26 protein-coding genes and 1 tRNA gene are annotated in these 24,244 nt (G+C 60.2%); 17 read left to right on the forward strand and 10 right to left on the reverse strand.

Translation table 11 applies throughout. The features are described from left to right. Nucleotides 1-186 precede the first annotated feature (186 nt). A complete protein-coding gene (locus NW862_RS05845; protein ID WP_414427006.1) occupies nucleotides 187-1,089 on the forward strand; it encodes a hypothetical protein in 903 nt (300 codons plus the stop codon). 5 nt (nucleotides 1,090-1,094) lie between these two features. On the opposite strand, the gene NW862_RS05850 is transcribed toward NW862_RS05845, so the two are convergent. From NW862_RS05850 to obgE, 4 genes are all read right to left on the reverse strand, one after another. After that, nucleotides 1,095-1,700: a PAP/fibrillin family protein gene (locus NW862_RS05850; RefSeq protein ID WP_414333155.1), complete on the reverse strand. Its 606-nt coding sequence runs from the start codon at nucleotides 1,698-1,700 to the stop codon at nucleotides 1,095-1,097. A gap of 73 nt (nucleotides 1,701-1,773) precedes the next feature. Next, nucleotides 1,774-2,469 (reverse strand): L-threonylcarbamoyladenylate synthase, encoded by a 696-nt coding sequence (locus NW862_RS05855; protein WP_414333157.1) that lies wholly within the window; start codon nucleotides 2,467-2,469, stop codon nucleotides 1,774-1,776. A 21-nt stretch (nucleotides 2,470-2,490) separates the two neighbouring features. Beyond that, nucleotides 2,491-2,859: a hypothetical protein gene (locus tag NW862_RS05860; protein ID WP_414333159.1), complete on the reverse strand. Its 369-nt coding sequence runs from the start codon at nucleotides 2,857-2,859 to the stop codon at nucleotides 2,491-2,493. Nucleotides 2,860-2,919: 60 nt separating this feature from the next. Further along, nucleotides 2,920-3,957: a GTPase ObgE gene (gene obgE, locus NW862_RS05865; RefSeq protein WP_414333215.1), complete on the reverse strand. Its 1,038-nt coding sequence runs from the start codon at nucleotides 3,955-3,957 to the stop codon at nucleotides 2,920-2,922. A gap of 217 nt (nucleotides 3,958-4,174) precedes the next feature. Between obgE and NW862_RS05870 the strand changes: the two genes are divergently transcribed. Continuing rightward, on the forward strand, nucleotides 4,175-5,143 hold the full coding sequence (locus NW862_RS05870) for a 30S ribosomal protein S1 (protein WP_414333161.1): 969 nt from the start codon (nucleotides 4,175-4,177) through the stop codon (nucleotides 5,141-5,143). A gap of 13 nt (nucleotides 5,144-5,156) precedes the next feature. Here NW862_RS05870 and NW862_RS05875 read toward each other — a convergent pair whose 3' ends face one another. The 3 genes from NW862_RS05875 to NW862_RS05885 all read right to left on the reverse strand — a co-directional run bounded on the left by NW862_RS05875 (nucleotide 5,157) and on the right by NW862_RS05885 (nucleotide 8,304). Beyond that, nucleotides 5,157-6,710, reverse strand: a complete 1,554-nt coding sequence (locus NW862_RS05875; RefSeq protein ID WP_414333217.1) for an AAA family ATPase — start codon at nucleotides 6,708-6,710, stop codon at nucleotides 5,157-5,159. Nucleotides 6,711-6,873: 163 nt separating this feature from the next. Then, complete coding sequence (locus NW862_RS05880) at nucleotides 6,874-7,920, reverse strand: thiamine phosphate synthase (RefSeq protein ID WP_414333163.1); 1,047 nt, start codon at nucleotides 7,918-7,920, stop codon at nucleotides 6,874-6,876. Between the two features lie 48 nt (nucleotides 7,921-7,968). Next, nucleotides 7,969-8,304, reverse strand: a complete 336-nt coding sequence (locus NW862_RS05885; protein WP_414333165.1) for a hypothetical protein — start codon at nucleotides 8,302-8,304, stop codon at nucleotides 7,969-7,971. A 60-nt stretch (nucleotides 8,305-8,364) separates the two neighbouring features. Between NW862_RS05885 and NW862_RS05890 the strand changes: the two genes are divergently transcribed. The 7 genes from NW862_RS05890 (at nucleotide 8,365) to NW862_RS05920 (ending at nucleotide 16,494) form a co-directional block, all read left to right on the forward strand. Further along, a complete protein-coding gene (locus NW862_RS05890; protein ID WP_414347192.1) occupies nucleotides 8,365-9,582 on the forward strand; it encodes a lipid-A-disaccharide synthase-related protein in 1,218 nt (405 codons plus the stop codon). Nucleotides 9,583-9,674: 92 nt separating this feature from the next. Next, entirely contained in the window at nucleotides 9,675-11,510 is a 1,836-nt protein-coding gene (locus NW862_RS05895) for an NAD(P)H-quinone oxidoreductase subunit F (RefSeq protein WP_414333168.1), read from the forward strand. A 13-nt stretch (nucleotides 11,511-11,523) separates the two neighbouring features. Next, nucleotides 11,524-13,041, forward strand: a complete 1,518-nt coding sequence (locus NW862_RS05900; RefSeq protein WP_414427007.1) for an NADH-quinone oxidoreductase subunit M — start codon at nucleotides 11,524-11,526, stop codon at nucleotides 13,039-13,041. A 54-nt stretch (nucleotides 13,042-13,095) separates the two neighbouring features. Then, nucleotides 13,096-14,262, forward strand: a complete 1,167-nt coding sequence (locus NW862_RS05905) for a CO2 hydration protein (protein ID WP_414364134.1) — start codon at nucleotides 13,096-13,098, stop codon at nucleotides 14,260-14,262. 157 nt (nucleotides 14,263-14,419) lie between these two features. Then, nucleotides 14,420-14,491, forward strand: a tRNA-Cys gene (locus NW862_RS05910). Nucleotides 14,492-14,521: 30 nt separating this feature from the next. Then, nucleotides 14,522-15,682, forward strand: coding sequence for a pyridoxal-phosphate-dependent aminotransferase family protein (locus tag NW862_RS05915; RefSeq protein ID WP_414347185.1), 1,161 nt, complete (start codon nucleotides 14,522-14,524; stop codon nucleotides 15,680-15,682). A gap of 143 nt (nucleotides 15,683-15,825) precedes the next feature. Next, a complete protein-coding gene (locus NW862_RS05920; protein WP_414347183.1) occupies nucleotides 15,826-16,494 on the forward strand; it encodes a PHP domain-containing protein in 669 nt (222 codons plus the stop codon). 26 nt (nucleotides 16,495-16,520) lie between these two features. Here the strand turns inward: NW862_RS05920 and NW862_RS05925 are convergent, their stop codons facing one another. Then, nucleotides 16,521-17,567 (reverse strand): potassium channel family protein, encoded by a 1,047-nt coding sequence (locus tag NW862_RS05925; protein ID WP_414427008.1) that lies wholly within the window; start codon nucleotides 17,565-17,567, stop codon nucleotides 16,521-16,523. A gap of 90 nt (nucleotides 17,568-17,657) precedes the next feature. On the opposite strand from NW862_RS05925, the gene NW862_RS05930 reads away from it, so the two are divergent. Further along, nucleotides 17,658-17,870, forward strand: coding sequence for a DUF2997 domain-containing protein (locus NW862_RS05930; protein WP_414333176.1), 213 nt, complete (start codon nucleotides 17,658-17,660; stop codon nucleotides 17,868-17,870). A 39-nt stretch (nucleotides 17,871-17,909) separates the two neighbouring features. Here NW862_RS05930 and NW862_RS05935 read toward each other — a convergent pair whose 3' ends face one another. Both NW862_RS05935 and petE read right to left on the reverse strand, forming a co-directional pair. After that, a complete protein-coding gene (locus NW862_RS05935; RefSeq protein ID WP_414333177.1) occupies nucleotides 17,910-18,140 on the reverse strand; it encodes a hypothetical protein in 231 nt (76 codons plus the stop codon). A gap of 199 nt (nucleotides 18,141-18,339) precedes the next feature. Further along, a complete protein-coding gene (gene petE, locus NW862_RS05940) occupies nucleotides 18,340-18,732 on the reverse strand; it encodes a plastocyanin (RefSeq protein ID WP_414333219.1) in 393 nt (130 codons plus the stop codon). A 1,589-nt stretch (nucleotides 18,733-20,321) separates the two neighbouring features. Here petE and NW862_RS05945 point away from each other — a divergent pair. From NW862_RS05945 to NW862_RS05975, 7 genes are all read left to right on the forward strand, one after another. Next, complete coding sequence (locus NW862_RS05945; protein WP_414333179.1) at nucleotides 20,322-20,726, forward strand: hypothetical protein; 405 nt, start codon at nucleotides 20,322-20,324, stop codon at nucleotides 20,724-20,726. 94 nt (nucleotides 20,727-20,820) lie between these two features. Next, nucleotides 20,821-21,039: an NAD(P)H-quinone oxidoreductase subunit O gene (gene ndhO / locus NW862_RS05950; RefSeq protein ID WP_414333180.1), complete on the forward strand. Its 219-nt coding sequence runs from the start codon at nucleotides 20,821-20,823 to the stop codon at nucleotides 21,037-21,039. A gap of 49 nt (nucleotides 21,040-21,088) precedes the next feature. After that, complete coding sequence (locus tag NW862_RS05955; protein WP_414333181.1) at nucleotides 21,089-21,934, forward strand: cell division protein FtsQ/DivIB; 846 nt, start codon at nucleotides 21,089-21,091, stop codon at nucleotides 21,932-21,934. 7 nt (nucleotides 21,935-21,941) lie between these two features. Beyond that, nucleotides 21,942-22,667, forward strand: a complete 726-nt coding sequence (locus tag NW862_RS05960) for an energy-coupling factor ABC transporter ATP-binding protein (RefSeq protein WP_414333183.1) — start codon at nucleotides 21,942-21,944, stop codon at nucleotides 22,665-22,667. Nucleotides 22,668-23,195: 528 nt separating this feature from the next. Then, nucleotides 23,196-23,504 (forward strand): carbon dioxide-concentrating mechanism protein CcmK, encoded by a 309-nt coding sequence (locus NW862_RS05965; protein ID WP_011430450.1) that lies wholly within the window; start codon nucleotides 23,196-23,198, stop codon nucleotides 23,502-23,504. A gap of 74 nt (nucleotides 23,505-23,578) precedes the next feature. Further along, nucleotides 23,579-23,920, forward strand: a complete 342-nt coding sequence (locus NW862_RS05970; RefSeq protein ID WP_011433395.1) for a carbon dioxide-concentrating mechanism protein CcmK — start codon at nucleotides 23,579-23,581, stop codon at nucleotides 23,918-23,920. Beyond that, nucleotides 23,920-24,219 (forward strand): EutN/CcmL family microcompartment protein, encoded by a 300-nt coding sequence (locus NW862_RS05975; RefSeq protein ID WP_414333186.1) that lies wholly within the window; start codon nucleotides 23,920-23,922, stop codon nucleotides 24,217-24,219. Before NW862_RS05970 ends, NW862_RS05975 begins: the two co-directional genes overlap by 1 nt. Nucleotides 24,220-24,244: the final 25 nt, after the last annotated feature.

Here is a 24,244-nt window from a genome sequence, read left to right on the forward strand (position 1 = left end):
GGCAGAGGAAGAGACAAAAATCTCGCCGTAAAGCGGATGGGGAAACCCCACCCGCCTGCGCGGTGGGGTAGTTCATGAGAGACAGAGGTTGCCGGTGGGATAAACTGAGATGCAGACAGGTGATTTTTGAACCTGACCTCTGCCCTGGTTCTCCCGCTCTGGTGGTTCTGATAAACAAAAACGATGATGTCCTCCCGCTCCTCTTGGGTCCCAGGTGCCGCTGCCGCGGGGAGCGGGATCTTTGTCTTCGCATTGGTGGTGGGCCTGCTGGATCAGATCCTGCCGACCCTGCCCAAGGTTTCCCTGTCCTTGGCCGGGATCCCTGGCCTGGTAGCGGCAATTGGGGCCTCCTACGGGGTTTGGCGGCTGGTTCAGATGGGTCTGCAGTCGCATTCCTGGCCTGACTTTCGAGCCTCGCTGCTGGCGGCTGTGTCCCCCTTCGATCCCGCCGATCACGGTGGCAGGCCGCGGCGACCCGAGGTGGATCCGCGTCCTCTGCAAGTGGCTGAGGAGATCCGCCAAACCCAGCTCCGCCACCAAAAGATCCTCGACCGCATCAAGCAGCAGGTGAAAGCCGAAATCCAAACCTGCGAACGCGCCCAAGCGCAACTGCGCAGCGAGCAGCAGCGGTGCCGAGTTCTGCAGGCCCAAGCCCAACAGTTGCAACGGCATCTGCAAAATCTCCAAACATCACCCCCGCCCTCTTCCCCAAACTCCAAACCGGCCAAACCCACACCAGGGCGGGAACTGCACCAAAAGCTCCGCCAGCTTCAATCGCAAGTTACCGCCCTAAAAATAGAGCTGGAACGCCAAGGGATCCAACTGCAGCAGTCGGAAGCCGAGCGGGCCCAGCTCCAGCAGCAGCAGCAAAAGCTCAAGCGCCTCCTGCAGCGCACAAAATGCGAGAATCGGCAGTTGCGCTCTCAACATGACCAATGGGCTCGGCAACTGGAGCAAACTCAACAGGAGCTGCAGGTTTTACGGCAGTCCTACCGTGCCTTGCAGGTTCTCCAAGAAATAGGCGCTACCTTAGCCCAGAAGCCACTCCCTGAGATCCCAGAAAAGGAGCCTTCTGGAACCTCCAGCTAGCAGCCTCAACTCACCCGCTTGAGCACGAACACACTCCCCTCGCTGCCCCGACCCATCCGTAAGTCTTCATCCAAATAGGTAATGTCCAGCCAGCCTGTTGGCTCGCGGCGGCGAAGGTCGATCTTCACCGCCGGGATCCGCTCTGGAGCCCGTTCAAGCAAATGGAGAAAACTCTCGATCTCGTAGCTCATCAACGCTTGGGAGCCGAGCACAAAGCGCTCGAAAATGACCCTGACCCGGCGTTCCGACTCCGGGTAGAAGCGGGCCGCCACCGCCAAAACTCCCCGTGGCAGCCAACCGGATCCCTGGATCTCCGCCACGTTGAAGACCCGTCCAGCTTTGGCCCGAATGCACTGGTAGATCTCGCCGGTGGTCAGAAAGGGCAACTTGGCCAGCCGCAGCAGGTCTGTGCTGGTGGTAAATAGGGTGAGCCAGTTCCCCTCCAACTTTTCAGGGGCAGAGGTTGGCCTGGGGGTGGGGTTGAGCACTTCCAGGGCAGCAATGTGAGACAAGATTTGGGCTTTCTGGTCAGGGGAAACCTTCCGGCCTCGGTCGGCCACCTCCAGCAGGCGCAACAGGGCCAGTTTTTGCTCAGCCAAAGACCCAGGCATGGGCTTACCGCAGCAGCACGACCCTATTTTAGGAGTTGGTGGCAGCCGAGTAGGGAAAGGGGGATCCCGGCCCTCAGCCAGTCAGCTCTTCCACCCGCCTGAGCTCTGCCACCTGCTCGTACCCCAGGCCTGCCCGCACCAACAGGGGCTCCGGCCCCGTGAGATCGATGACCGTCGAGACCTGGGCCCGATAGGGAGCCTCGTCATCCAGCACCAGATCCACCTGTTTCTCCAACTGTCGCATTTCCTCGGCGGTAAAGATTCCCCCCTCTTCCCAATCCCCAACAGAGTCAAAACCCACCTCCAAAGAGCCAACGGGATCCCCGCCCAGCTTGGCCGAGGTGGAGACGATGGGGTTGCCTAACTCGGCCAACAGCGCCTGACAGATGGCCGAATCGGGCACGCGGATGCCAGTGGTTTTCCGCTTGGGATCCATCACCAACCGGGGCACCAGCTTGGTGGCCGGCAACAGAAACGTAAACGGGCCTGGGATCAGCCGCCGCATCAGTCGATAGGCGGGATCGCTCACCTGGGCGTACTGGGCAATTTGGGAAAGCGAAGGGCACAAAAAGGTGAGGGGCTTGTCGTTGGAAAGCCGCTTGAGACGCCTTACCCGCTCTACCGCTTGCTTGTGGGTCACATCGCAGCCAATGGCATAGACCGTATCAGTGGGGTAGAGCATGACCGCCCCTTCCCGCAGAGCGGCTGCAATCCGTTGGATGGAGCGGGCCTGGGGATGCTGCGGATGGAGCTTAAAATACTCGGCCATTCGGGAGAAAAAAGCAAAATCTCAAGATTCGGGGCAGCTAGGGCTTTCCGCCACTTCCACAACCCCTGCAGAACGGGGAGTGGGCGGCACCGGCAGGGATCCCTGCGGCCAGTCCTTCAGTTGTTGCATCAGGGCTTGGATATGCAGACGTGGCAGGTAGGGCCAGTCGCCCGCCTCCTCTAGATCCTGCAGCACCCGATACAAAGCTTGACGGGTGTTGGGCAAAGCCTCCCGAAAGGCACCCTCCAGGATTGCGCGGTGCATCTCCTCCAGCAGCCGCAGGAGCAGCAACAGCTCCACACACGCTCCTGCCCTCGCCTGGGCTGCCTGTTCAACAGCCAACATGATCTGACGCAAATCCGGTGGCAGATCCTCCGCCGAGATATACATAGCCACTTATCTCTGGAGCTTGGCAAGGCATGGGCTCTCCCATTCTAGGATGCTTCCGCCTCAGGACTGGATGGATTTTGCCCCCACGAGATCCAGCTCCGCAGGGGATCCCCGACCCAGGCACTGCCACACCCGCTGCAAGAGCGGATCCAGCCCCTGCCTGGCAATCGCAGAAATGGCCACCACCGAAGTGCCGGCGGCAGCCGATAGCCTCTGGGTGCGCTCGGCAACCTGCTGAGGATCCAGAACGTCGATCTTGTTCAAAACCAAAATTTGCGGCTTATCGATCAACCCGTGGCCGTAGGCGCGCAGCTCCTGCTGAATGGTCTGATAATCTCTGACGGGATCCGCCGCTGTGCCATCCACCAAATGGATCAGCACCCTGGTGCGCTCCACATGGCGCAAAAACTCGTGGCCCAGCCCCACCCCCAAGTGGGCCCCCTCGATCAGCCCCGGAATATCGGCAAACACCACCCCATCTCCGGAAGGATGAGGCACTACCCCCAAATTGGGCTGCAGGGTGGTGAAGGGGTAGTCGGCAATCTTAGGCCGGGCAGAAGAGACCACCGAAATCAGGGTGGACTTGCCCGCATTGGGCAGGCCGACAATGCCTACCTCGGCAATCAACTTCAGCTCCAGGCGCAGGCGCACCCGCTCTCCGGGTTCGCCCTTGGTAAATCGGCGGGGGGCACGATTGTGGTTGCTTAAAAAATGGGCGTTGCCCAGGCCGCCTCTGCCCCCGCGGGCCACCAACACTCGATCCCCCTCACACACTAGATCCCCCAGCAGCTCGCCGGTTTGAGCGTTGAACACCATCGTGCCACAGGGCACCCGCACCAGCCGATCCGCACCACCAGCCCCGCTGCGATGGTTGGGCCCCCCTTTGGCCCCATGTTCTGCCTTGATCACCGGCTGAAAGCGAAAATCCAGCAAGGTCTGCAGGCCGGGATCTGCCACCAGGATCACCGAGCCGCCCCGCCCACCATTGCCACCGGATGGCCCCCCAGCCGGCACATACTTTTCGCGGCGGAAGGCCACGATGCCATCTCCGCCATTTCCCCCTTGCACTTCAATTTCGGCTTGGTCAATAAAGTGCAATCGTTCTTCTCCCAAATCTTCTATGCTCTAGCTTGGCAAGATCGCCGGGAAACTTGCCACAAAAGACGCCCCGCTGAGCTACTATGGTATTTCCCCAGCCACATCCGCCGCAGGTGGGAAAGTGGGAGAGTAAACATACTCTCATCTGGGGCTTTGCCAAACTCGACTGGCCTTCTACCCATTGATTCCGCGCAACTGATTCTGTTACTGCACCCCTATGAGTCGATTCACCGCTGCCGATGTAGGTTTTACCACTGAAGACTTTGCCGCTCTCCTGGATAAGTATGACTATCACTTTAGCCCCGGTGAAATTGTGGCGGGTACGGTCTTCTCGGTGGAGCCGCGCGGTGCTTTGATCGATATCGGGGCCAAAACGGCTGCCTTTCTGCCGCTCCAGGAGATGTCGATTAGCCGCCTGGAAGATCCACACGAGATGCTGCAGCCCGGAGAAACCCGCGAATTTTTTATCCTCACCGAAGAGAACGAGGAGGGGCAACTGACCCTCTCTATCCGCCGCATCGAGTACATGCGGGCCTGGGAACGGGTACGACAGCTCCAGAAAGAAGATGCCACCGTCCGCTCAACCATTTTTGCCACCAACCGAGGTGGGGCTCTGGTGCGGATCGAAGGGCTGCGGGGCTTTATTCCCGGATCCCACATCAGCACCCGCAAGCCGAAAGAAGAGCTGGTGGGTGAAGAGCTGCCCCTGAAGTTTCTGGAGGTGGACGAAGACCGCAACCGTTTGGTGCTGAGCCATCGCCGCGCCTTGGTGGAGCGGAAGATGAACAAGCTGGAAGTGGGCGAGGTGGTAGTCGGCACGGTGCGAGGCATCAAGCCCTACGGCGCCTTTATCGATATTGGCGGCGTCTCCGGCCTGCTGCACATTTCCGAGATCTCCCACGATCATGTCGACACGCCCCACAGTGTCTTCAACGTCAACGACGAAGTGAAGGTGATGATCATCGATCTGGATGCGGAGCGGGGGCGGATCTCGCTGTCCACCAAGCAACTGGAGCCCAATCCCGGCGACATGATTCGGGATCCCAAGCTGGTGTACGAGAAAGCCGAGGAAATGGCAGCCAAGTACCGCGAGCAAATGCTGGCTGCCAAGCAAGGACAGGCGGAGAAAGCCCCAGCGGAAGTGGCGGAGGAAGAGCTGGAATACGCAGCGACGGCTGTGGAATAAGGTGGTTTCGGGATCAAGGGCTGGTGGGCAACGGTGAAGCTGGATGCTGGGAAGCAAAGCACTGCTTCATTTCCTGTAGCACCTGGGCATCTTGAGAAGCTGTCCTGGCACCCGCTTGGGCAGCCCAGCACTTGAGGCTTTCGATCTGGTCGCGGGCGATGGCGGCCAGGGGTACAGTTTCCCGGATGGACTGCAGGATGTCTTCTTGGGTGAAATCGCGCCGAGCGCCGCTGCCGCCGCCCCCAAAGGCGTTGTACATCGCATCCACGATCGCCTGCTCGATCTCGGCGCCGCTGAAGTCTTGAGCGGCTGCCGCCAGGGCATCCAGGTCGAACTCCCGCAGGCGGCTGGGGCGCAGCCGCTGCAGGTGCACCCGGAAGATCTCCTTGCGCTCGGCTTGGGTGGGCAGGTTGAGGAAAAAGATCTCGTCAAAGCGGCCCTTGCGCAACAGCTCCGGCGGCAGCAGGGGCACGTTGTTGGCGGTGGCCACGATGAAGACCGGGCTGGTTTTCTCCTGCATCCAGGTAATCAGGCTGCCAAACACCCGGCGGCTGGTGCCCGAATCCCCGTCGGCGCTGCTGGTGATGTTGCCAAAGGCCTTGTCAATTTCGTCGATCCAGAGCACACAGGGGGCCATGGCTTCTGACAGTTGGATCATCTGCCGCACGCGGCTTTCTGATTCCCCCACAATGCCGGCAAAGAGCCGCCCGGCATCCAATCTCAGCAGGGGCAGCCGCCACTCGTTGGCGATGGTTTTGGCGGAGAGGGACTTGCCGGTGCCCTGGATCCCCACCAGCAGCACGCCCTTGGGGTTGGGCAGGCCGTAGCGCCGCGCCTCTTCGGTAAAGGCTTCCTGGCGCACCCGCACCCAGGCCTTGAGGTTGTCCAGCCCGCCCACGCTTTTCAGGGTCTCGCGGGCGGTGAAAAACTCCAGGATGCCCGTCTGGCGGATGGCCTGTTTTTTCTCCTCCAACACCAGGTCGATGTCGGCCTCGTTCACCTCCTGCTTGGCGGCCAAGGCGCGGGCCAAGACGCGGCGGATGCGCTCCCGGCTCAGCCCCTGACAGGCTTTGACCAGTTGCTCGCGGGCCAGGGGGCTGAGCTTGAGTTTTTCCGGGGCCACGTAGAGCTGGATGAGGCGGCTGATCTCTTCGCTGTTGGGCAGAGGAATATCGACGACGGTGATCTCCTCGGCCAGGTCGCTGGGCACCTCCAGAGTGTGGCTGAGCAGGATCAGCATTTTGCGGGTGCGCTTGAGCTCGCGGCTGAGGTTTTTCAGCTCCCGCAGGATGGGGGCATTTTTGTCGCTGCTGGCGTTGCGCAGCACAAAGTGCAGATCCCGCAGCACAAACAGGGTGTCTTCCTGGGGGGCCGAGCGCCACACCCGCCCTAGAGCGGCCATGATGGAGCCGCGGTCTTCGCCGGTATCTTGCCAGCCCCGCACCACGTCCCAGAACAGCAGCCGCCGCGGCGGATCGGTTCTCTTGGCTACTTGCACGAGCACGGCGTCCGCCGGCTCCTCTTCGGGGGAAACCAGGTAGAGCAGGGGGTAGCGGGCCCGGATCATCAAGTCCAGCTCCCGCACCAGCTCCCCTTGCACTTCGGTGGCAATCCCGCTCAAGCCGGGATCCCCGCTGCTTTGCCGATTGCGATCGGGGAGCTCTTTGAGATCTTTTGCGGCCTCTGCCATCGGGAGTTAGAAGGGTCTTGAGAAGATTCGGGGTCTATCTTCAGGATAGAGCAGGGATCCCTTGCAGTTCGGCCAACATGGCGCGGGCGGTCTGGGTGGGATCCGCCGCTTCCATCAGGGCCCGCACCACGGCTACGCGGCTGGCGCCTGCCTGGCGCACCTCGGCCAGGTTGTGGAGATCGATGCCGCCGATGGCAAACCAGGGCAGATGGGCCTTTTCGGCGGCCAGGCGCACGTACTCCAGGCCGGCAGGGGGTTTTTCCGCTTTGGTGGGAGTGGCATAGACGGGGCCGACGCCGATATAGTCCACGCCGCTATTGAGGGCTTGGGCCAGCTCTTCAGCGTTGGTGGTCGACAGGCCAATCAGCCGCTGCGCTCCCAGCAGTTGCCGGGCTTGGGCAACCGGCAGATCCGTCTGCCCCAGATGTACCCCATCCGCTTGGCTGACCAAAGCCAAGTCCACCCGGTCGTTGACGATCATCAACGCCTGATAGCGGTCGCACAGTTGCCGCAACTGCCTGAGATCCCAGAGCATCTCTCTGTCGGGAAGGTTTTTGCGGCGGTACTGCACCAGTGTTACCCCCCCGCGTAGGGACTTTTCCACCACTTCCAGCCAGTGGGGCACCGGGCTGGTAACCAAATAAAGATGGGCTGCCAGGAGACGCTGCCGCAGGGATCCCCCCAGCAGCTCACTTTCCAGAACATAGAGCCGATAGCGCATGTCTTTGGCCAGCTTGGCCAGGCCGGGCGCTACCCAACGACTGGACTCGGCCAACTTGCCGTATTCTTCCAGCACCCGCAGCGCTTCTTGCACACGGCTGCAATTGGCCTGCAACAGGTGGCCGAGATCCCGCCGTTGCTCCTCTTGCGGGTGGGAGATCTGGGTGCCTGGGTCGGCAGGGGTATCGCGGGCCAGCCGCAGCGGGTCGCTGTGCCAGCGGGCCAGGGCTTGGCGCATGGCCTTGCATTCCGCAGAGAGCTTTTCCTCTTCCAGGCCGAAACGAAACCACTCCTCCAGCACCCGTAGCCCTTCGCGAGCGCGGTCGAGGTTGGCATCCAGAATACGGGCGACGGCCTGCGGTTTCATGTTCCCTGCACGCGGGAAGAAGAGGGAAGTTTAAGAGAATCTTGATCTCTACTGTAAATCGGAATGGTTTTTCCGCAGCTGTTCTTGGCTTTCGGCAGAAAGGGGTTGATGCCACAAGGCGTTGAGAAAAGCTTGCTGCAGCGTGTGGCCCCAGGCAAACTCCCGCGGGCCGGCCCCTTCCGGCAGGTAGGCCCAAGCGTAGCACTCACAGGCGGGAAAATAACGGATCTCCCACCAAGTTCCGCCTACGGGCACATCTTTCACTGCCCGTAAGAAAGGGCCACGATGGCGGGTGAGGCGCTCTTCTACGAAATAGGGGCCTTCGAGCTGGAGGGCCTCTACTGCCGCAATGAACTCGGCTCGTTGTCGCTCATTTCGCATCATCTCCCGGCTTCCCCTCTCGGATTGGCTCTATTGTAGGAGGAGATTTCTGGAGGATCCCGCTTGATTCAGCCCAGACCGGGAACCCAATTGCGCCTGGCGCCGCCGGTGCTGTGTCTGAGCAATGGACACGGGGAAGATGAGGTGGGCAGCCGCCTTGCCCTGGCCCTGATCCAACTGGGGATCCCGGTGCAAGCCCTGCCAATTGTGGGAGAAGGGACAGCCTACCAACGCCAAGGGATCCCCCTTCTGCCCGTTGCTCAAGTGATGCCGTCGGGGGGGTTTATCTATCAAGATTGGCGGCAGTTGTGGCGGGATCTGCGGGCCGGCCTGTTGGGGCTGACGGGGCGGCAACTGGCTCTGGTGCGGCGGGCGGCGGCTCAGATGAAGCTGGTGCTGGCGGTGGGAGACATTGTGCCCCTGGCGATGGCCTGGTGGAGCGGGATCCCCTATGTTTTCGTGGGCACGGCCAAGTCGGATTATTACTGGCGGGACGAACGGGGGCCGTACCGCCGCGCTTGGATGGGGCAGCCGGTTTCCGATTACCTGCCCTGGGAACGCTGGCTGATGGCCCACCGGCGCTGCCTGGGTTCTTTTTTGCGGGATGAGCTGACGGCAACCGCTTTGCAAAAACGGGGCCTGAGGGCCTTCTACCTGGGCAACCCGATGATGGACGGCCTGGAGCCGCGCGGGGCATTACCTTTAGATCCGCACCGACCGGCCTTGCTGCTCTTGCCGGGATCCCGTCCGCCGGAAGCCTACCGCAACTGGGCCCTGATGATGCAGGTGGTGGAGCGGATCCCAAGGGAGGTTCAAGTTTATGCTGCCCTCAGCCCCAACCTGGAACCAGACCAGCTTCAGGCTCGGATCCCACCTCAGCGCAGCGATGTACTTCTGGTTTGGGGGAACTTCGGCGCCTGTGCCCACCGGGCCACGGTGGTGCTGGCCATGGCGGGAACGGCCACCGAGCAATGTGTGGGCTTGGGAAAGCCGGTGGTCACTTTGCCGGGCGGGGGGCCACAGTTTACGCTCCGCTTTGCCGAAGCCCAAACCCGTCTGCTGGGATCCGCCGTCCACTTGACCTCGGTGGAGCAGGCCCCCGCTGTGGTTGGCCGGATTCTGGAGCGTCTGGCCGTCGATCCCAACTACACGGCTGAGTTGCAGGCCCACGGACGCCGCCGCATGGGATCTCCAGGCGCTGCCCGGCGGATTGCCGCCCAGGTTCGAGATTGGCTCAAGCCACCCGACCCGGTTTTGGAACCGTCCGAGCCGGGTATATAGTGATCTCAAATCCTTAACCAGAGAACGAGTTAAAAATCCTGACTGATCTCCGTTGGTTTTCTGTTCGTTGTCATTGTTCAATTTATTGGGTAATGTCAAACCTTTTGGGGTTGGAGAGCAGTTGGTGGATCCCTTGCTACGGGTGGGCGGGAACGGCGCTGGCTCTCCCTTGGGCCAGTGGCTGGATCAAGCGCAGTGGCCCGCGCCCGGCAGCTTACCTCAATATCCTACTGACCTTTGTGGCCCTTGCTCATGGCCTTTGGCTGTTGCGGCAGGTTTGGGGTCGGGATCCCCAGATCCTGAACTACCTCTGGTTTCGGGTGGCCGATCTGGATTTGACCCTGTCTTTGGAGGTTTCGTCTCTGACGCTGGGAACCGTTGTCTGGTTCAGCGGCTTGAGCCTGCTGGCCCAGATCTATGCCTTGGGGTATTTGGATAAGGACTGGGGCCTGGGTCGCTTTGCCGCCCTGATGGGCTTTTTCGAGGGCGGGATGACGGGGATCGCCCTCAGCGATTCCCTGTTTTTCAGCTACGCGCTGCTGGAGATGCTGACGCTTTCCACCTATCTGTTGGTGGGCTTCTGGTACGCCCAGCCGCTGGTGGTCACTGCAGCGCGGGATGCTTTTCTCACCAAACGGGTGGGAGACCTGTTGCTGTTGATGGGGGTGGTGGCGGTTTCCAACTTCTCCGGCTCTTTGACCTTTTCCGGCCTGCGGGATTGGGCGGCTACGACCAGCTTGGATCCGACTTGGGCGGCCTTGATGGGGTTGGCTTTGATTGCAGGGCCGCTGGGCAAGTGCGCCCAGTTCCCGCTACACCTGTGGCTGGATGAGGCCATGGAGGGGCCCAACCCGGCTTCGATCCTGCGCAACTCGGCGGTGGTAGCCTGCGGCGCTTTTGTCTTGATCAAGCTGCAGCCCCTTTTGGCTCTCTCTCCCCTCACCGATGGGGTGCTGGTGGCCATCGGCACGATTACGGCTATAGGGGGATCCCTAGTGGCCTTGGCGCAAATCGACCTCAAGCGCACCTTCTCCTACTCCACCAGTGCCTACCTAGGCTTGGTGTTTGTGGCGGTGGGGACGGGGCAGCCGGATTTGGCCCTGGAGCTGCTGCTCATGCACGGCCTGGCCAAGGCGCTGCTGTTTATGGGGGTGGGATCCCTCATCTACACCACTGCTACCCAGGATCTGACGGAGCTGGGGGGCCTAGGGAGCCGCATGCCGGCTACCCTGGCCGCCTTTGCCGTGGGATCCCTGGGGATGGTGGCCCCACTGGGGTGCTTTTGGACTCTCATTCGCCTGGCGCTGGTGTACAGCGAGCCGGCCCTGATGGGGGTGTTGCTGCTGGTTAACGGGCTGACGGCTTTGAACCTGGCGCGGGTGTTTGGTCTGGTCTTTTTGGGATCCCCGCAGCCCAAGACGCGCCGCGCGCCTGAGGTGGGCTGGCTGATGGCCCTGCCCATGGTTATCCTGACGGTGCAGAACTTGCTCATGCCCTGGCTCTTCTGGCGCTGGGGGCTTTATCCCGCTTGGATCCCGGAGCTGCAGCAGATGGCTGTCTTGCTGGGGGCCGCAGGGTTGCTGGGAGCCAGTGTTGGTGCCTGGCTGTACTGGGGAGGCCGGCGGCGGCTGCGCCTGCCCTGGCCGGAGCTGCAGGATCTCTTGGCCCAGGATTTCTACACCGGGCAGCTCTACCAGGCGCTGCTGGTGCAGCCGGTCAGCGCCCTCTCCCGCGGACTGGAATGGCTGGATCGCAACGGGGTGGATGGCCTGGTGAACGGGGTGAGCCTGGCTTTTTGGTTTAGCGGCGAAGCCCTCAAGTACACCCTGTCGGGGCGGATGCAGCTCTACGTGCTGCTCATTGTCATTGGGGTCGTGGTGGTTACCGCTTGGCTGCTGCGTTCGCCCCATTTGGGATTGGCCTATTGAGTGGGAGGAAGCGATGCTCAGCCTTTTGGTCGGGATCCCGTTGTTGGGCAGCATCTTGGTGGGGCTGATCCCCGAGCGAGCGGGGAAGGGCCTGCACCGGACTTTGGCTTTGGGGTTTGGCCTGGCTCTGTTGGGGCTGAGCTTGGGATTGCTGCTGCTTTTGGATCCTCAAGAGCAAGGGATCCAGATGGCCGAACGAGTGGCCTGGATCCCGCAGTTGGGCTTGGTTTATGAGCTGGGGGTGGACGGGATCTCCCTGCCGCTAGTGGTGATGACTGGCTTGCTGGTGTTGATTGCCCTTTGGGCCAGCGGCCAGGTGGAGCGGCCTCGCCTCTACTACAGCTTGGTGTTGCTGCTGGCAGCCGCCATTGCGGGGGCTTTTCTGGCCCAGAACTTGCTGCTATTCTTCCTGTTCTACGAAGTTGAGCTGATCCCGCTTTATCTGCTGATTGCCATCTGGGGCGGGCCGCGGCGCACCTATGCTGCCACCAAGTTTTTGGTCTACACCGCTGTCTCTGGTATTCTGCTGCTGATTGGCTTTTTCGGCCTCAGTTGGCTGAGCGAGGTTCACAGCTTTAGTTACACCGTTCTGCAGGCCCACCCCTTGCCCCTGCTGCAGCAGCTTTTGTTGCTTGTTCCCATCCTGCTGGGGCTGGCCATCAAGATCCCCTTGGTGCCCTTCCACACCTGGCTGCCGGATGCCCACGTGGAGGCTTCCACCCCCATTTCGGTGCTCTTGGCGGGGCTCTTGCTCAAGTTGGGCACCTATGGCCTGGTGCGTTTTGGCCTCCAGCTTTTGCCGGCTGCCTGGGAGCAAGCCGGGCCCTGGCTGGCCAGTTGGGCGGTGGCCAATGTGCTGTATGGATCCCTGAACGCCTTGGTGCAGCAAGATATGAAAAAGCTGGTGGCCTACAGCTCCATTGCCCATATGGGCTACATTCTCCTGGCCACGGCGGCGGCCACCCCCCTCTCCTTGGTGGGATCCCTATTCCAGATGGTGAGCCACGGCCTGATTTCCTCGCTGCTGTTTCTGCTGGTGGGTGCCGTCTACGCCAATACCGGCACGCGGGATCTCAGGTTGCTGCGGGGATTGCTCAACCCGGAGCGGGGCTTGCCGCTTATTGGCAGCTTGACGGTGTTGGGGGTGATGGCCAGCGGCGGCACGCCCGGCCTGGTGGGCTTTATTGCCGAGTTCACCCTCTTTCGGGGCAGCTTTCCCGTCTTCCCCCTGCAGACGCTGCTGTGCATGGTGGGGACAGGATTGACGGCGGCCTACTTTCTGCTAATGGTGAACCGTGTCTTTTTCGGGCGCCTCTCGGAGGTGGCCATTGCCATGCAACGACATGCCGCCGGAGAACGCCTGCCTGCTGTAGTTCTAGCAGTGCTGGTGGTGTGGCTCGGCCTCCAGCCTGCCTGGGCAACCCATTGGGTGGAGTCCACCGCCGCTCACTGGGCCAGGCCGGTGGTCCTCAATCTTGCTGAAGCAGGCAGGCCGATCACTGCTTTCGGGCCTGGGTCATCTTCGTTGTGACGATTTGGTGAGATCAACTGGGTTTTTGTTGTTGTCTCAACCGCTGCTTCTCCCATGACTGCTACCCTGGTTCCCGCTCCTTCCTGTTTCTTTCTGGCCGGCTTAGATCCTCTAGAGCAATGGCGACTGGCTCCTATTGTCCAACGCCTAGAGGCAGGGGGAGCCCTTGTGCCGGATTCCCCCAGCAACCGGCTGGAGGTGATCGGCATCCTCCATAGCTACGGCCGGGTGCTGGATGCCTACTCCCAGAATTTAATCTTCATTGCCGACCACCAATTTTTGGAGCTGTTCCCCGCTTTTAAGTACTTTAACGGCGAAATTACGCCGGGCAAATGGCTGCGCTACCTCTGGCACGATCGCATCAACTACGAGTTTGCCGAATACTGCATGAAAGCCATGCTCTGGCATGGGGGGGGCGGTCTGGATCGCTATCTGGATACTCCCGAATTTGTCGAGCGAGCCAAGGTGGCCATTCGGGCCAAGTTCCGCTTCAACCCCCTTCTGCAGGGCCTTAACTTCCTCTGCCCCGACTTTGCGCTGGAACAGGTGCGCATGCTGGCCATGTACAGCGGCCTGGGCCAGTTTTGGCGGGTGATGAGCGATCTCTTCCTGACCCTGGCCAAGCGCCACGAGAGCGAACCCCAGCTCACCCTTGCCGACGTGGTGGCCCACATCCAGCAGGGGTTGGTGGCAGCCGCCAACAAGCCCATCACCTACGCTCCCTGCATCTGGGGCCACCGCTACGAGATCATCCCCCTGTCGGCGGGGCTGACCTTCTTGCCCGACACGGCCCTGCCCTACGTGGAAGCCGTGTTTTTCCGCTCTTTCCCCTTCATGGGCACAGTCTCCTACAACGCCCAGGCGCACCAGATCCCAGTCGAGCAGGCGGACTTCGCCTATGGAGCCCTCTATGCCGATCCGCTGCCGGTGGGGAGCGCCGGGATCCCACCCACCCTCTTGATGCAGGATATGATGCGCCACCTGCCTGAGTCTTTGCGGGAGCACTACCGCCGCCAGCCGCGCGGGGAAGATGACCTCAGGGTGAAAATCTGCCTCAGCTTCCAAAAGGCCATGTTCTGCGTTACCACTGCCGCCCTGCGGGCCCTTGCCCCCTTTCCTCTGGAAACCCAGGATCCAGAGCAGCAGTCGGCTAACCGCGAGTTCCTTGCCCCTTGGCTGCAACGCCTGCTGGGATCCCGTCTGTTAAGTGTGCAAGACTAATGTTGGTTCTGTCGTTTTTCCAGGGACGCTTGGAGCGATATCTGGCTCGCCAGAAGAGCAGGGGCTGCTTTGTAACATCCTACGTCTGTAGCTCCCGCGCAGCGGTGGCTAGGGGATCCCATTTTCGGATACAATGTCTTGTCTGATTGAGGAGTAGGGTGGCGTAGCCAAGTGGTAAGGCAGAGGTCTGCAAAACCTCTATGCGCCAGTTCGAATCTGGCCGCCACCTCTTAAACCTGACCTCCCTGGCGGGACACGCATGAAAGACAAGTTGATGTTGATGATCCCCGGCCCCACTCCCGTTCCCGAGAGTGCGCTGCTGGCCATGGCGCGGGGGCCTATCGAGCACCGCAGCAAAGAGTTCACCGCCATTCTGGAAGAGGTGACGGAGGGGCTGCGTTGGCTGCACCAGACTACTTCCGATGTGTTTGTCTTTGCCTCCAGCGGCACCGGGGCCATGGAAGCCGGGATCCTCAACACCCTCAGCCCAGGGGAACGGGTTTTGGTGGGGGTCAACGGCAAGTTTGGCGAGCGCTGGGCCGAGATGTCGGAGCAATTTGGCCTGCAGTGCGAGCGGATAGAAACCCCCTGGGGCGTGCCCTATCCCGTCGAGGTCTTCCAAGAAAAGCTGGCCGCCGACCGGGAGAAGACCATCAAGGCGGTCATTCTCACCCATTCGGAAACCTCTAGCGGCGTGGCCAACGACGTGCAGGCCATTGCGGCTGCCGCCTGCGAGCATGGGGAAGCGCTGGTGATTGTGGATGCGGTCACCAGTTTGGGGGCGATGCCAGTGCCCATGGACGAGTGGGGCTTGGATGTGGTGGCCTCTGGATCCCAGAAGGGCTACATGATCCCGCCGGGGCTGGGGTTTGTGGCCGTCAGCCCGCGGGCCATGGCTGCTGCCGAGCGCTCTCGCTTTCCCAAGTACTACTGGAGCTTCAAGCTGGCCCAAAAAGCCCTACGCCAGGGCACCACTCCCTTTACCCCGGCAGTAAATCTGTTTTACGCCTTGCAAGTTACCCTGCGCCTGATGCGGGCGGAAGGGTTGGAGGCCATCTACCGTCGCCACGACCGCTTGGCCCAGGCCACCCGCGCCGGTGTCAAGGCGCTGGGGCTGAGGCTTTTGGTCAACCCAGAGTCGGCGGCCAGCCCCTCGGTAACAGCCGTGCTGGCTCCCGAAGGGATCAACGCCGACACTATCCGCAGCACCCTGAAGAAGCATTTCGACATTGCCCTTGCCGCCGGCCAAGACCACCTCAAGGGCAAGATCTTTCGCATCGGCCACCTGGGCTTTGTGAGCGACCGAGACATTCTCACCACGCTGGCTGCTCTCGAGTCAACCCTGCACACACTGGGCTACAGCGACTTCTCTCCTGGAGCAGCCCTCAAGGCTGCTGAAGAGATCTTGACCAACCCTTAGGGATCCCTGGCCACTACTGTAGTTCTCCACACCTGGCACCCCTCCTGCACCCCGGCTAGAATGGGTGGACATCCTTAACAAAACATAAAACTTCGGAGCTTAGCTTCTCTGGAGCAGCGCCTGTTGGGGAGGCAAGGGTAGCCATGCTGGTTGGTTTGCAATGGGATCCCTGTAGAGTGGCTTCTGCGGTGGAGCTGCGGCGGGTGCTGCAAGGGATCGGCCCTCTTTCTTGTCCCTTGCAGTACAACTTTCATCTGCACACCTGCTGCTCCGATGGGCGCATGGATCCGGCAGACTTGGCAGAGCAGGCGCGCCGGCACGGCCTCAAGGGCCTGGCCATCACCGATCACCACACCCTGAAGGGCTACGAACAGGCCCGCGCCCACCTGGATCGCGCCGAGGATCCCATTCTGTGGCCGGGGATCGAGATTACAGCCAACCTGCTGGGCTGCGAGGTGCATATTCTCGGCTACGGGTTTGATCCTGCCGACCCTGTTTTGGATCCCTACATCCAAGGGGAGCAAGTTCCCGGCCTGGCCGCTGCTGAGGCCATCAGGGCTATTCAAGCAGCAGGCGGCCTGGCGGTGTTGGCCCATCCTTTTCGCTACGGGTTGCCTGCGGAAGAGCTGGTTCCGGCAGCCGTGGAGTTGGGCCTAGATGGCCTTGAGGTCTACTACGCCTACAAAAACCCCGAAATTTGGGCTCCTAGCCCAGAAGAGACGGCGATCGGGGAAAAGCTGGCCGAGACCTATGGACTTTTGAAAACCTGCGGCACCGACTCCCACGGCCCCAGCATCCTCAGGCGAATCTAGCTAGGCTATCCCTGATGAGAAACCCTCTAGAGACGGGGATAGAGCAACTGGCCCAGGCGGCGCAACTGCTCGGCCGTGCCCATACACAGCAATAGATCCCCCGGCTGCAGCAGGGTGTCTCCACTGGGGCCACCGATTAGCTGGCCATCTGCCCGCCGAATCGCCACCACCAAAGCGCCGGATCGGGCTCGCAAATTGGCTTTCCCCAAGGTTTGGCCGACATAGGGGCATTCTTGGGCCGCCAGTTCGTACTCCTCCAGGTAAAAAGTGCGATCCCGACCCGACAGGATCCCATCGACAAAGTCCACCACGCGGGGGCGCAAGGCAGCCGCCGCCATCCGCTTGCCGCCTGTGATATAGGGAGAAATGGCGTGGGCAACGCCCGCTCGCTGCAGCTTTTGCAAAGCCTCTTCCGTGTTGGCGCGGGCAATGGTGCGGATGCGAGGGTTCAAGGTGCGGGCCGACAGCACCACATAGAGGTTTTCGGCATCGCTGGAGAGGGCGGCGATCAACCCCTCGGCCTGCTGCACCCGCGCCGCCAACAAGGTGGCATCCAGGGTGCTGTCCCCATGAAGAGCGATATATCCCAGCTCTTGCGCCACCTGAATTGCCTCGGCAGATTGATCGATCACCAAAAACGGCACTCCCTCTGCCTGAAACTCTTGCGCCACCTGCCGCCCAATGCGTCCAAAACCGCAAACGATGTAGTGGTTGTTCAGCGCTTCCATCTGTTTCTTCCACTTCCGCTGCCGGATCCCTTCCTGAAAATGCCCTTGGATGAGGGCCTCCGTAAAGCGATTCACCATGAACCCAATGCTCAGAACCCCCATCAGGATCAAGGCCACCGTGAACAAACGCCCCCGCTCCCCCAGCGGCCTCACCTCCATGAAGCCCACCGAGGTCAAGGTGATAACGGTCATGTAAAAAGCTTCCACCCAAGGCCACTGCTCCACCCCGTGGTACCAGAGGGTGCCGATCAGGACAACGCCCAGCAGCGCCCCCACACCCAATCCCAGATCGCGACGGATGCCGGGATCCCCTTTGGCAGCCCGAAAGATACGAGAGGAAGCCATAGAGCCTAGCCAGATCTGGCCAAGGAAGAGGAAGCAGAAACTAAAATGGGAAGAAAGTCAGTTGCTGACTCGGTAGCGAGTGGAGTGCCGATGCCTGAGTACATCAAGGTGGAATATCGGATCGACAAAAACGGACAGGTTACCGAGACCGTACTGAACGGATCTGGCTCCAGTTGTACTCTAGCCACGGCAGAGCTAGAAGCAGCCCTTGGAACTGTGCAAGAACGAAAGCTGTTGCCGGAGTTTCATCAGCCAGCAGAAGCCGAGATAGAATCGCAAGTCTCTTTACCGCAAACCTGCTGACTCCGTCTCCTTGCCCCCAGTTTTCCCCTATCTACCTGCCTACTTTCGCTTCTTGCCCCCCCTGCCAGCAGCGCCGCTGGACCGCGCCGCCCCAACTGCCGACTGAAACAGCCAAACCGCCAACGGAGCAGCAACAACCAAGATGATACTGGTGGGGCCGACGCCAAAATCCGGCTCGCCAGAAGCCAGCTCGAAAATCGAGCCAACAGCAGCAATGGCGCTGAGGCAGGAAACGGCCAAGAGCAGGTAACCTTTAACGCTGGTGGTCATACAGAACTCGTTTGTGGACTATTTTTGTGGATTGTAGCTGCGCAGCAGCAAGGCAAGCCGGTCGAATGCGTGTCCATTCGCCAAAAAGCCCTCCCACTCCTGAGAGGGCTGTCTTTACATGCTAAAAGCAGGGATCCCTGGCCAGCAAGGCCAAATCAAAATGCGGATCCCTGAGGCTTCTGGGGGCTAGGGTGCCGATCTAGCCGTTTACGATGATCTTGCCGACCATTCCGGCCCCACGGTGGGGCGTGCAGTAGTAGGTGTACTCACCCGGAGGGACATCCACAAAGGCCGATTCTACTGCTTGGTTGGGAGCGGTGAGCAGGGCTTTGTGGGAGAGCTTGGCCGCCAAAGCGGCATCCCCACCGGGCACCTTGTCAAAGACGACGTTGTGGGGATAGACCTTGTTGTTCACCCACCGAACGGTATCCCCTTGGTTGATGGTCAGAGAGGGCGGATCGTAGACCAACTGGGCTTTGTCGGATCCCATCTTGACGGTGTAGGTTTCGGCAGCCGCAGGGCTGGACAAGAACGCTACAGCCACCACCCCAACCACAAGGCTGAGCAGGATGAGCTGCAAACGCTTCACCAGGTTGAAAACTAGAAACATGGATTCCTCTCAAAACGTGACAGCAGTTATCCCAAACTCTGCAGTTTAGTTGCCACTTTCCAAGTTTTGACGTACCTACCCCAACTCTAGCTTGCTTCCGCAAGCGATAGCCGGAGGACTCTTGGAGCTTCAGCGACCGTCGCTGGCAAGCCAGCCCTACACGATCTCCACATCGATCTTGGAGTCGGGCGTTCGGCTTTGCTGGCGCGCGGCGCTTTGCCCCACCGCGACTTTGGGTTGGAAAGCTGGAAACTTAGCTTTTGTTTCCAACTTTAGTTTGGCACAAAGCCGCTATGAACGGTGGGGTTTTAGACCCAGGTTCTTTGATAACTAGGCTCATCGCAAAGTAGAGCATGCCCAACCGGGGGGCAGCAACGTTACCTCCTTGACAGGGAGCGGCAGCAGACCGAACCCGTGAACAGCACAACCCTTCCACAGGTGGATGCCGCGTTGGGTCAGTTGCTTTCCCCGCCGGCGTGGGTTGGGTGCAGGTTCAACAAACGGTTGTTGGGCCGGGGACATCGTGGCCCTGGCTGGCACGGGCGGCGGCTCAAATGGTGGGATTGGGCGGGTTGGGAAGTGCCCCAAGATCTGGGGAAGGGAAACTCCAGATCCCATCTTTAGGCCCCGCAAAGAGCAAGTTTTCCAGGTTGCGCTCACGCCTACTCGAAAACCCTTGGAGATAGAGATTCTTTCTCCGTGGGATCCCTGAAAGCCCAAGGCTACTTTGCTCGATGCAATCAGTGGGGCTGCCGATGCAAAAGAAGGCCAGACCGTCATAGCCTTAAAGAGCAGGTTGTTGAATACTGCTGGTTATATCCCTTCGATATTCTTTGCTGGCCCTCTTAAGATCATCTGAAAGCAGTCGGTTACTGAGTCCTCACCCAATCGCGAGCTTGTTGAGATGAATGTACAGCGTTCACCCATAGTTAGCTCAGCCAAGAGCCACCTTATAAAAAGCCTAGAATCGACCGAGCAGCGGCTTAACATTCAAATCTTGGCTCGCTGTATCGGCACTGCCTTGAACCTGGGCGCTCCCCTTAGGGTTGAGGTGCACTACACTCCACAAGCACATGAATAAGCTCTGAATAAGTTTTGCTCAACCCAGTTGTTTCTCTGCTTTGTTGGCTTGCTGAGGGTGGCTTGGCGAGGAAACTCAAACTGCTCGGAGTGGCCACTTGGCCGAGAAAACCGTCTGCCCAGGCAAGCATAACGCTCTAAGTTAGCTTAACATCAATGAAGTAGACAGGCTAAAACCCCTCTGCTTCAGCGAGGGGATACAGCCAACCCAAGGGGCTTTAGCCCCTAGCAAGGTCGAATTAGCAACAATGCTTGGACTAGATCCAAGCAGAGTTGGTAGGGGGCTTTTGACTGCTCCCACCCACCTTAATCCGTGGGTGACAGCTCAAAGGGCAAGCAAAGCGATGTGGCTTCAGCCTGTTGCCTAGCGCCCTTTGGGAATCCTCTCTCTTTCAAGGAGGGGAGAAGTCAAGACTGGGCTTGGCCTTACCCGGCCAACTCAGTGCCCAGGGATCCGGATCAACTTCCTTCGCGTTGCAGGCAAAACAACCATGGTAGGCATCTTCAAGCGCTTGTTTGGCTCTCGTGGCCAAGCAGATTCCCCACCCTCAACGAAAACTGTTGCCAAGCCAACCCCCAAGAAAGAGAAGAACGACAATACCTTTTTTCTCGATCCAGACGAGGCCAAAACCCTTGGCAACATCGAGTACATGCGCACCCCCAGGATTGTGAAGCACACCTTCCAGGATTTCGGCAGCAAGGAGAAGGTGGAGGTGGTGGAGCAGGTCTCCTCTCTTGGCAAAGTTAAGCTGTCTACAGAGCCAGCCAAAACTCCTGAAGCCGCTTCTGAGCAGGGATCCGCGACTTCGAGCAGCAGCGAAGCCGGCCCGCGGCGCCAGGGCGGATCAGACATGGATCTGTTCCGCAACATGGCCCGCAGCCTGAAACGAAAATAGGCGAATTCAGATTGATCCCGGTCAAAGCCAATTTGCGGCAGCGACAGGCGTGATACAACTGCTATCGAATCCACACTGAACTGGAGAAGGAGCAATGGCGATTAAGCGAGGCACCCTGGTGCGGGCCATCCGCGAGAAACTGGAGGGCAGCCTAGAAGCCCAGGCAAGCGATTCTTTGATCCCCAACTACGTTTTCGAGACCGCCGGAGAAGTGGTGGATATCAAAGATGACTACCTGCAGATTAAGTTTGGGTCTGTTCCCACTCCTACCATTTGGCTGCGGGCGGATCAGGTTCAGGAGATTGCAGGTTGAATAGAAGCAGGGAATGCTCCACACCCTGTAATGGGGTGAAGAGGGTTCAATGGCACTTTTGGCTGCTCCTACCCGTGAGCAACTTTTGCAGCGCAGGCGACTTTTGCGTCGGCAGCGGCGCAGCCAATTCTGGCAGGGATCCTGGCGCTTGACCAGTTCGATGGCCGTCTTGACGCTGCTGGTGCTGGGCCTGCGGCAGCCCTACTGGCAAATTCGTCGTCCGGAACAAATTCAGGTCGAAGGTGCCCACTGGGTCGATTCCACCTGGATCCGGGCGCAATTGCCCCTGCGGTATCCCCTCAACATTTGGCAGGTGCAGCCGGCTGTTTTGGAGAGAGCCCTGCTGGGATCCCCGGCCCGGCCTTCTCCCATCGAAAGCGTCCAGGTGCGGCGGCGGCTGCTGCCGGTGGGGGTGATCGTCCAAGTGCGGGAACGGCAACCGGTTGCACGCGCGCGATGGGGCGACCGGATGGGCTGGGTGGATCGGCAGGGCAACTGGCTGCCTCCCGATCCGTTTCGGCCCCCTGGCCCCAGCGGATCTCACTCTTCTTGGCCGGAGCTGGAGTTGCTGGGGTGGGAGAACCAGGCCCCGGAGCAATGGGCGCGGTTGCTCCAGGCCCTGCAGCAGTCGGAAATTGAGATCCAGGCAGTGGATTGGCAGTCTGGAGAGGGGATTACCCTCCATACCGAGCTGGGCAAGGTCTACCTGGGGCCGATTTCCGACCGCTTGCCTTTGCAAATTCAGACCCTTAACCAAATGCGGGATCTGCGCCGCTACTGCGAGTGTACACCCGACGACATTCTCCAGATCGACCTGACCAGCCCCAGCGTGCCCACCCTGCAGCTCACCCCTGCCGCCACCCAGGAGCGCTGGAAACACCTGCAGAGGCCCTAGCCTTGCCATGAACCCGGTGCCGGCGGTGGAGGTCAACCAATTGTGGATAGCTTATCCCGGCCATCCGCCGGTGCTGCAAGGGCTGGATCTGCGGGTCGAGGTTGGGCAGCATCTGGGGGTGATCGGCCCCAATGGCGCCGGCAAAACCACTCTGTTCCTCACCCTCTGTGGCCTGTTGCCCCTCTGCTCTGGCCAGGTGAGCTTGTTTGGCCAGCCGCTGCAGCCCGGCCAGTTTCGCCCCGAGGTGGGCTTGGTGTTTCAAGATCCCAATGACCAATTGTTTGCCCCATCGGTGGCCGAAGATGTGGCCTTTGGGCCGCGCAACCTGGGACGTTCTGAGGCGGAGATCGCGACTGCAGTTGAGGCCGCCCTGCAGATGACCGGCACCCTGCACCTGGCCGCTCGCCCACCCCATCATCTCTCCGGTGGGGAAAAGCGCATGGTCGCCATTGCCGGGATCCTGGCGATGCAACCCCGGTTGGTGCTCTACGACGAGCCAACGGCCAACCTCGATTTGCGAGCTCGGCGACGGTTGATGACCTTTTTGCAACAGGCTGCCCACACTTTTCTGCTGGCTTCCCACGATCTGGAGCTGATCCTGGCGGTGTGCGATCAGGTGATTCTCCTAGATCAAGGCCGCATCTGGGCCCAGGGATCCCCGGCCCACCTGATGAGCCAAGCCGACCTCATGGAAGCCCATGGCTTGGAAGTGCCCCCCTCGCTGCGCCGATAACGGCAAAAATTGAACAGATGTCAAGAATTATTTTTGAATTGATAACAATTTTGCCTCTCTTAATCAAAAGCTATCGCGCTAATTAAAAATATTGATTTTCGTCCAGGATTAAATGGGGATATCATTTTGTTAAGTCGGGGGATCCCTTCTCTGGGCCGTCCTCATCGATTTTGTATGATCGATTTTGTGCAAGAAAGATGGGGACTTAGCTTAGAGTTGGCAGCTTTGCCCGCCGGAGTGACAGTTGCGGTTAACGCTGATGGCTCCTACGACCTTTTCTGGCTTCAGTCTGATTGGGTCTGAGGTCGGCGGCTGGGCAGGGCCTTCCCTGTGGGGAGGTCTGTGTCGGCGGGGGTAGGTGTTCTGGGAAAAGCTGTCCATCGAGGTTTGGGCAGAGGATCTCTCAGATGAGTCCGAGGGAGAGTGCAGGATCGAACCCAATAAGCCAAATCAATTTGCAGATCGATTGGCCTTATTGCCGGGTTCGGCAACGTTCAGGAACTGAGTGTTCAAAAGTGGAGAGTTGATATGCCTATTGCAGTTGGAATGATCGAAACCCGCGGGTTCCCGGCAGTGGTGGAAGCTGCCGACGCTATGGTCAAAGCAGCCCGCGTTACCCTGGTGGGTTATGAAAAAATCGGCAGCGGTCGGGTCACCGTGATCGTGCGGGGGGATGTCTCGGAGGTGCAGGCCTCGGTGGCTGCCGGTTTGGAGTCTGCCAAGCGGGTGAGTGGCGGTGAGATTCTCTCCCACCACATCATCGCCCGGCCCCACGAGAACCTGGAGTTTGTGCTGCCCATCCGCTACACCGAGGCGGTGGAGCAGTTCCGCACCTAGTTCCTCTGAAGAGGATTCAGAAGCTGCCCCCGATCCCTAGAGTTCGCACCCCATTTTCAGCGTAAGGAGTACCTATGGCTATTGCAGTTGGAATGATCGAAACCCTGGGCTTCCCGGCAGTGGTGGAAGCTGCCGACGCCATGGTCAAAGCAGCCCGCGTTACCCTGGTGGGCTACGAAAAAATCAGCAGCGGTCGGGTCACCGTGATCGTGCGGGGGGATGTCTCTGAGGTGCAAGCTTCGGTGGCTGCCGGCATTGACTCGGTGAAGCGGGTAAACGGCGGCCAGTTGTTGTCTTGGCACATTATCGCCCGTCCTCACGAAAACCTCGAGTACGTGTTGCCCATTCGCTACACCGAGGATGTGGCCCAGTTCCGCGAAGGGGTGAATGCCATCCGTCCCTTCACCCGTCCCTGATGCGTATCGCCATTGTGCGGGGCACCGTCACCAGCACCCAAAAGGATCCCAGCCTGACGGGCGTGAAGTTTTTGTTGGTGCAGTATGTCGATCTCGAGGGTCAGCCGCAGCCCGACTATGCAGTGGCTGCCGATCCGGTGGGGGCGGGCACCGACGAGTGGGTGCTGATCAGCCAAGGCAGCGCCGCTCGCCAGCCGCAGGGAAACCAGACCCGCCCGCTGGATGCGGTGGTGATGGCGATCATCGATACCGTCAGCGTTGGCGGTCGCTCCCTCTACAACAAGCGCGATCAACGCTAGCTGGGATCCCTTAGCTCTCTTGCTG

Source organism: Synechococcus sp. H55.8, assembly GCF_047462375.1.
Taxonomy (GTDB): domain Bacteria; phylum Cyanobacteriota; class Cyanobacteriia; order Thermostichales; family Thermostichaceae; genus Thermostichus.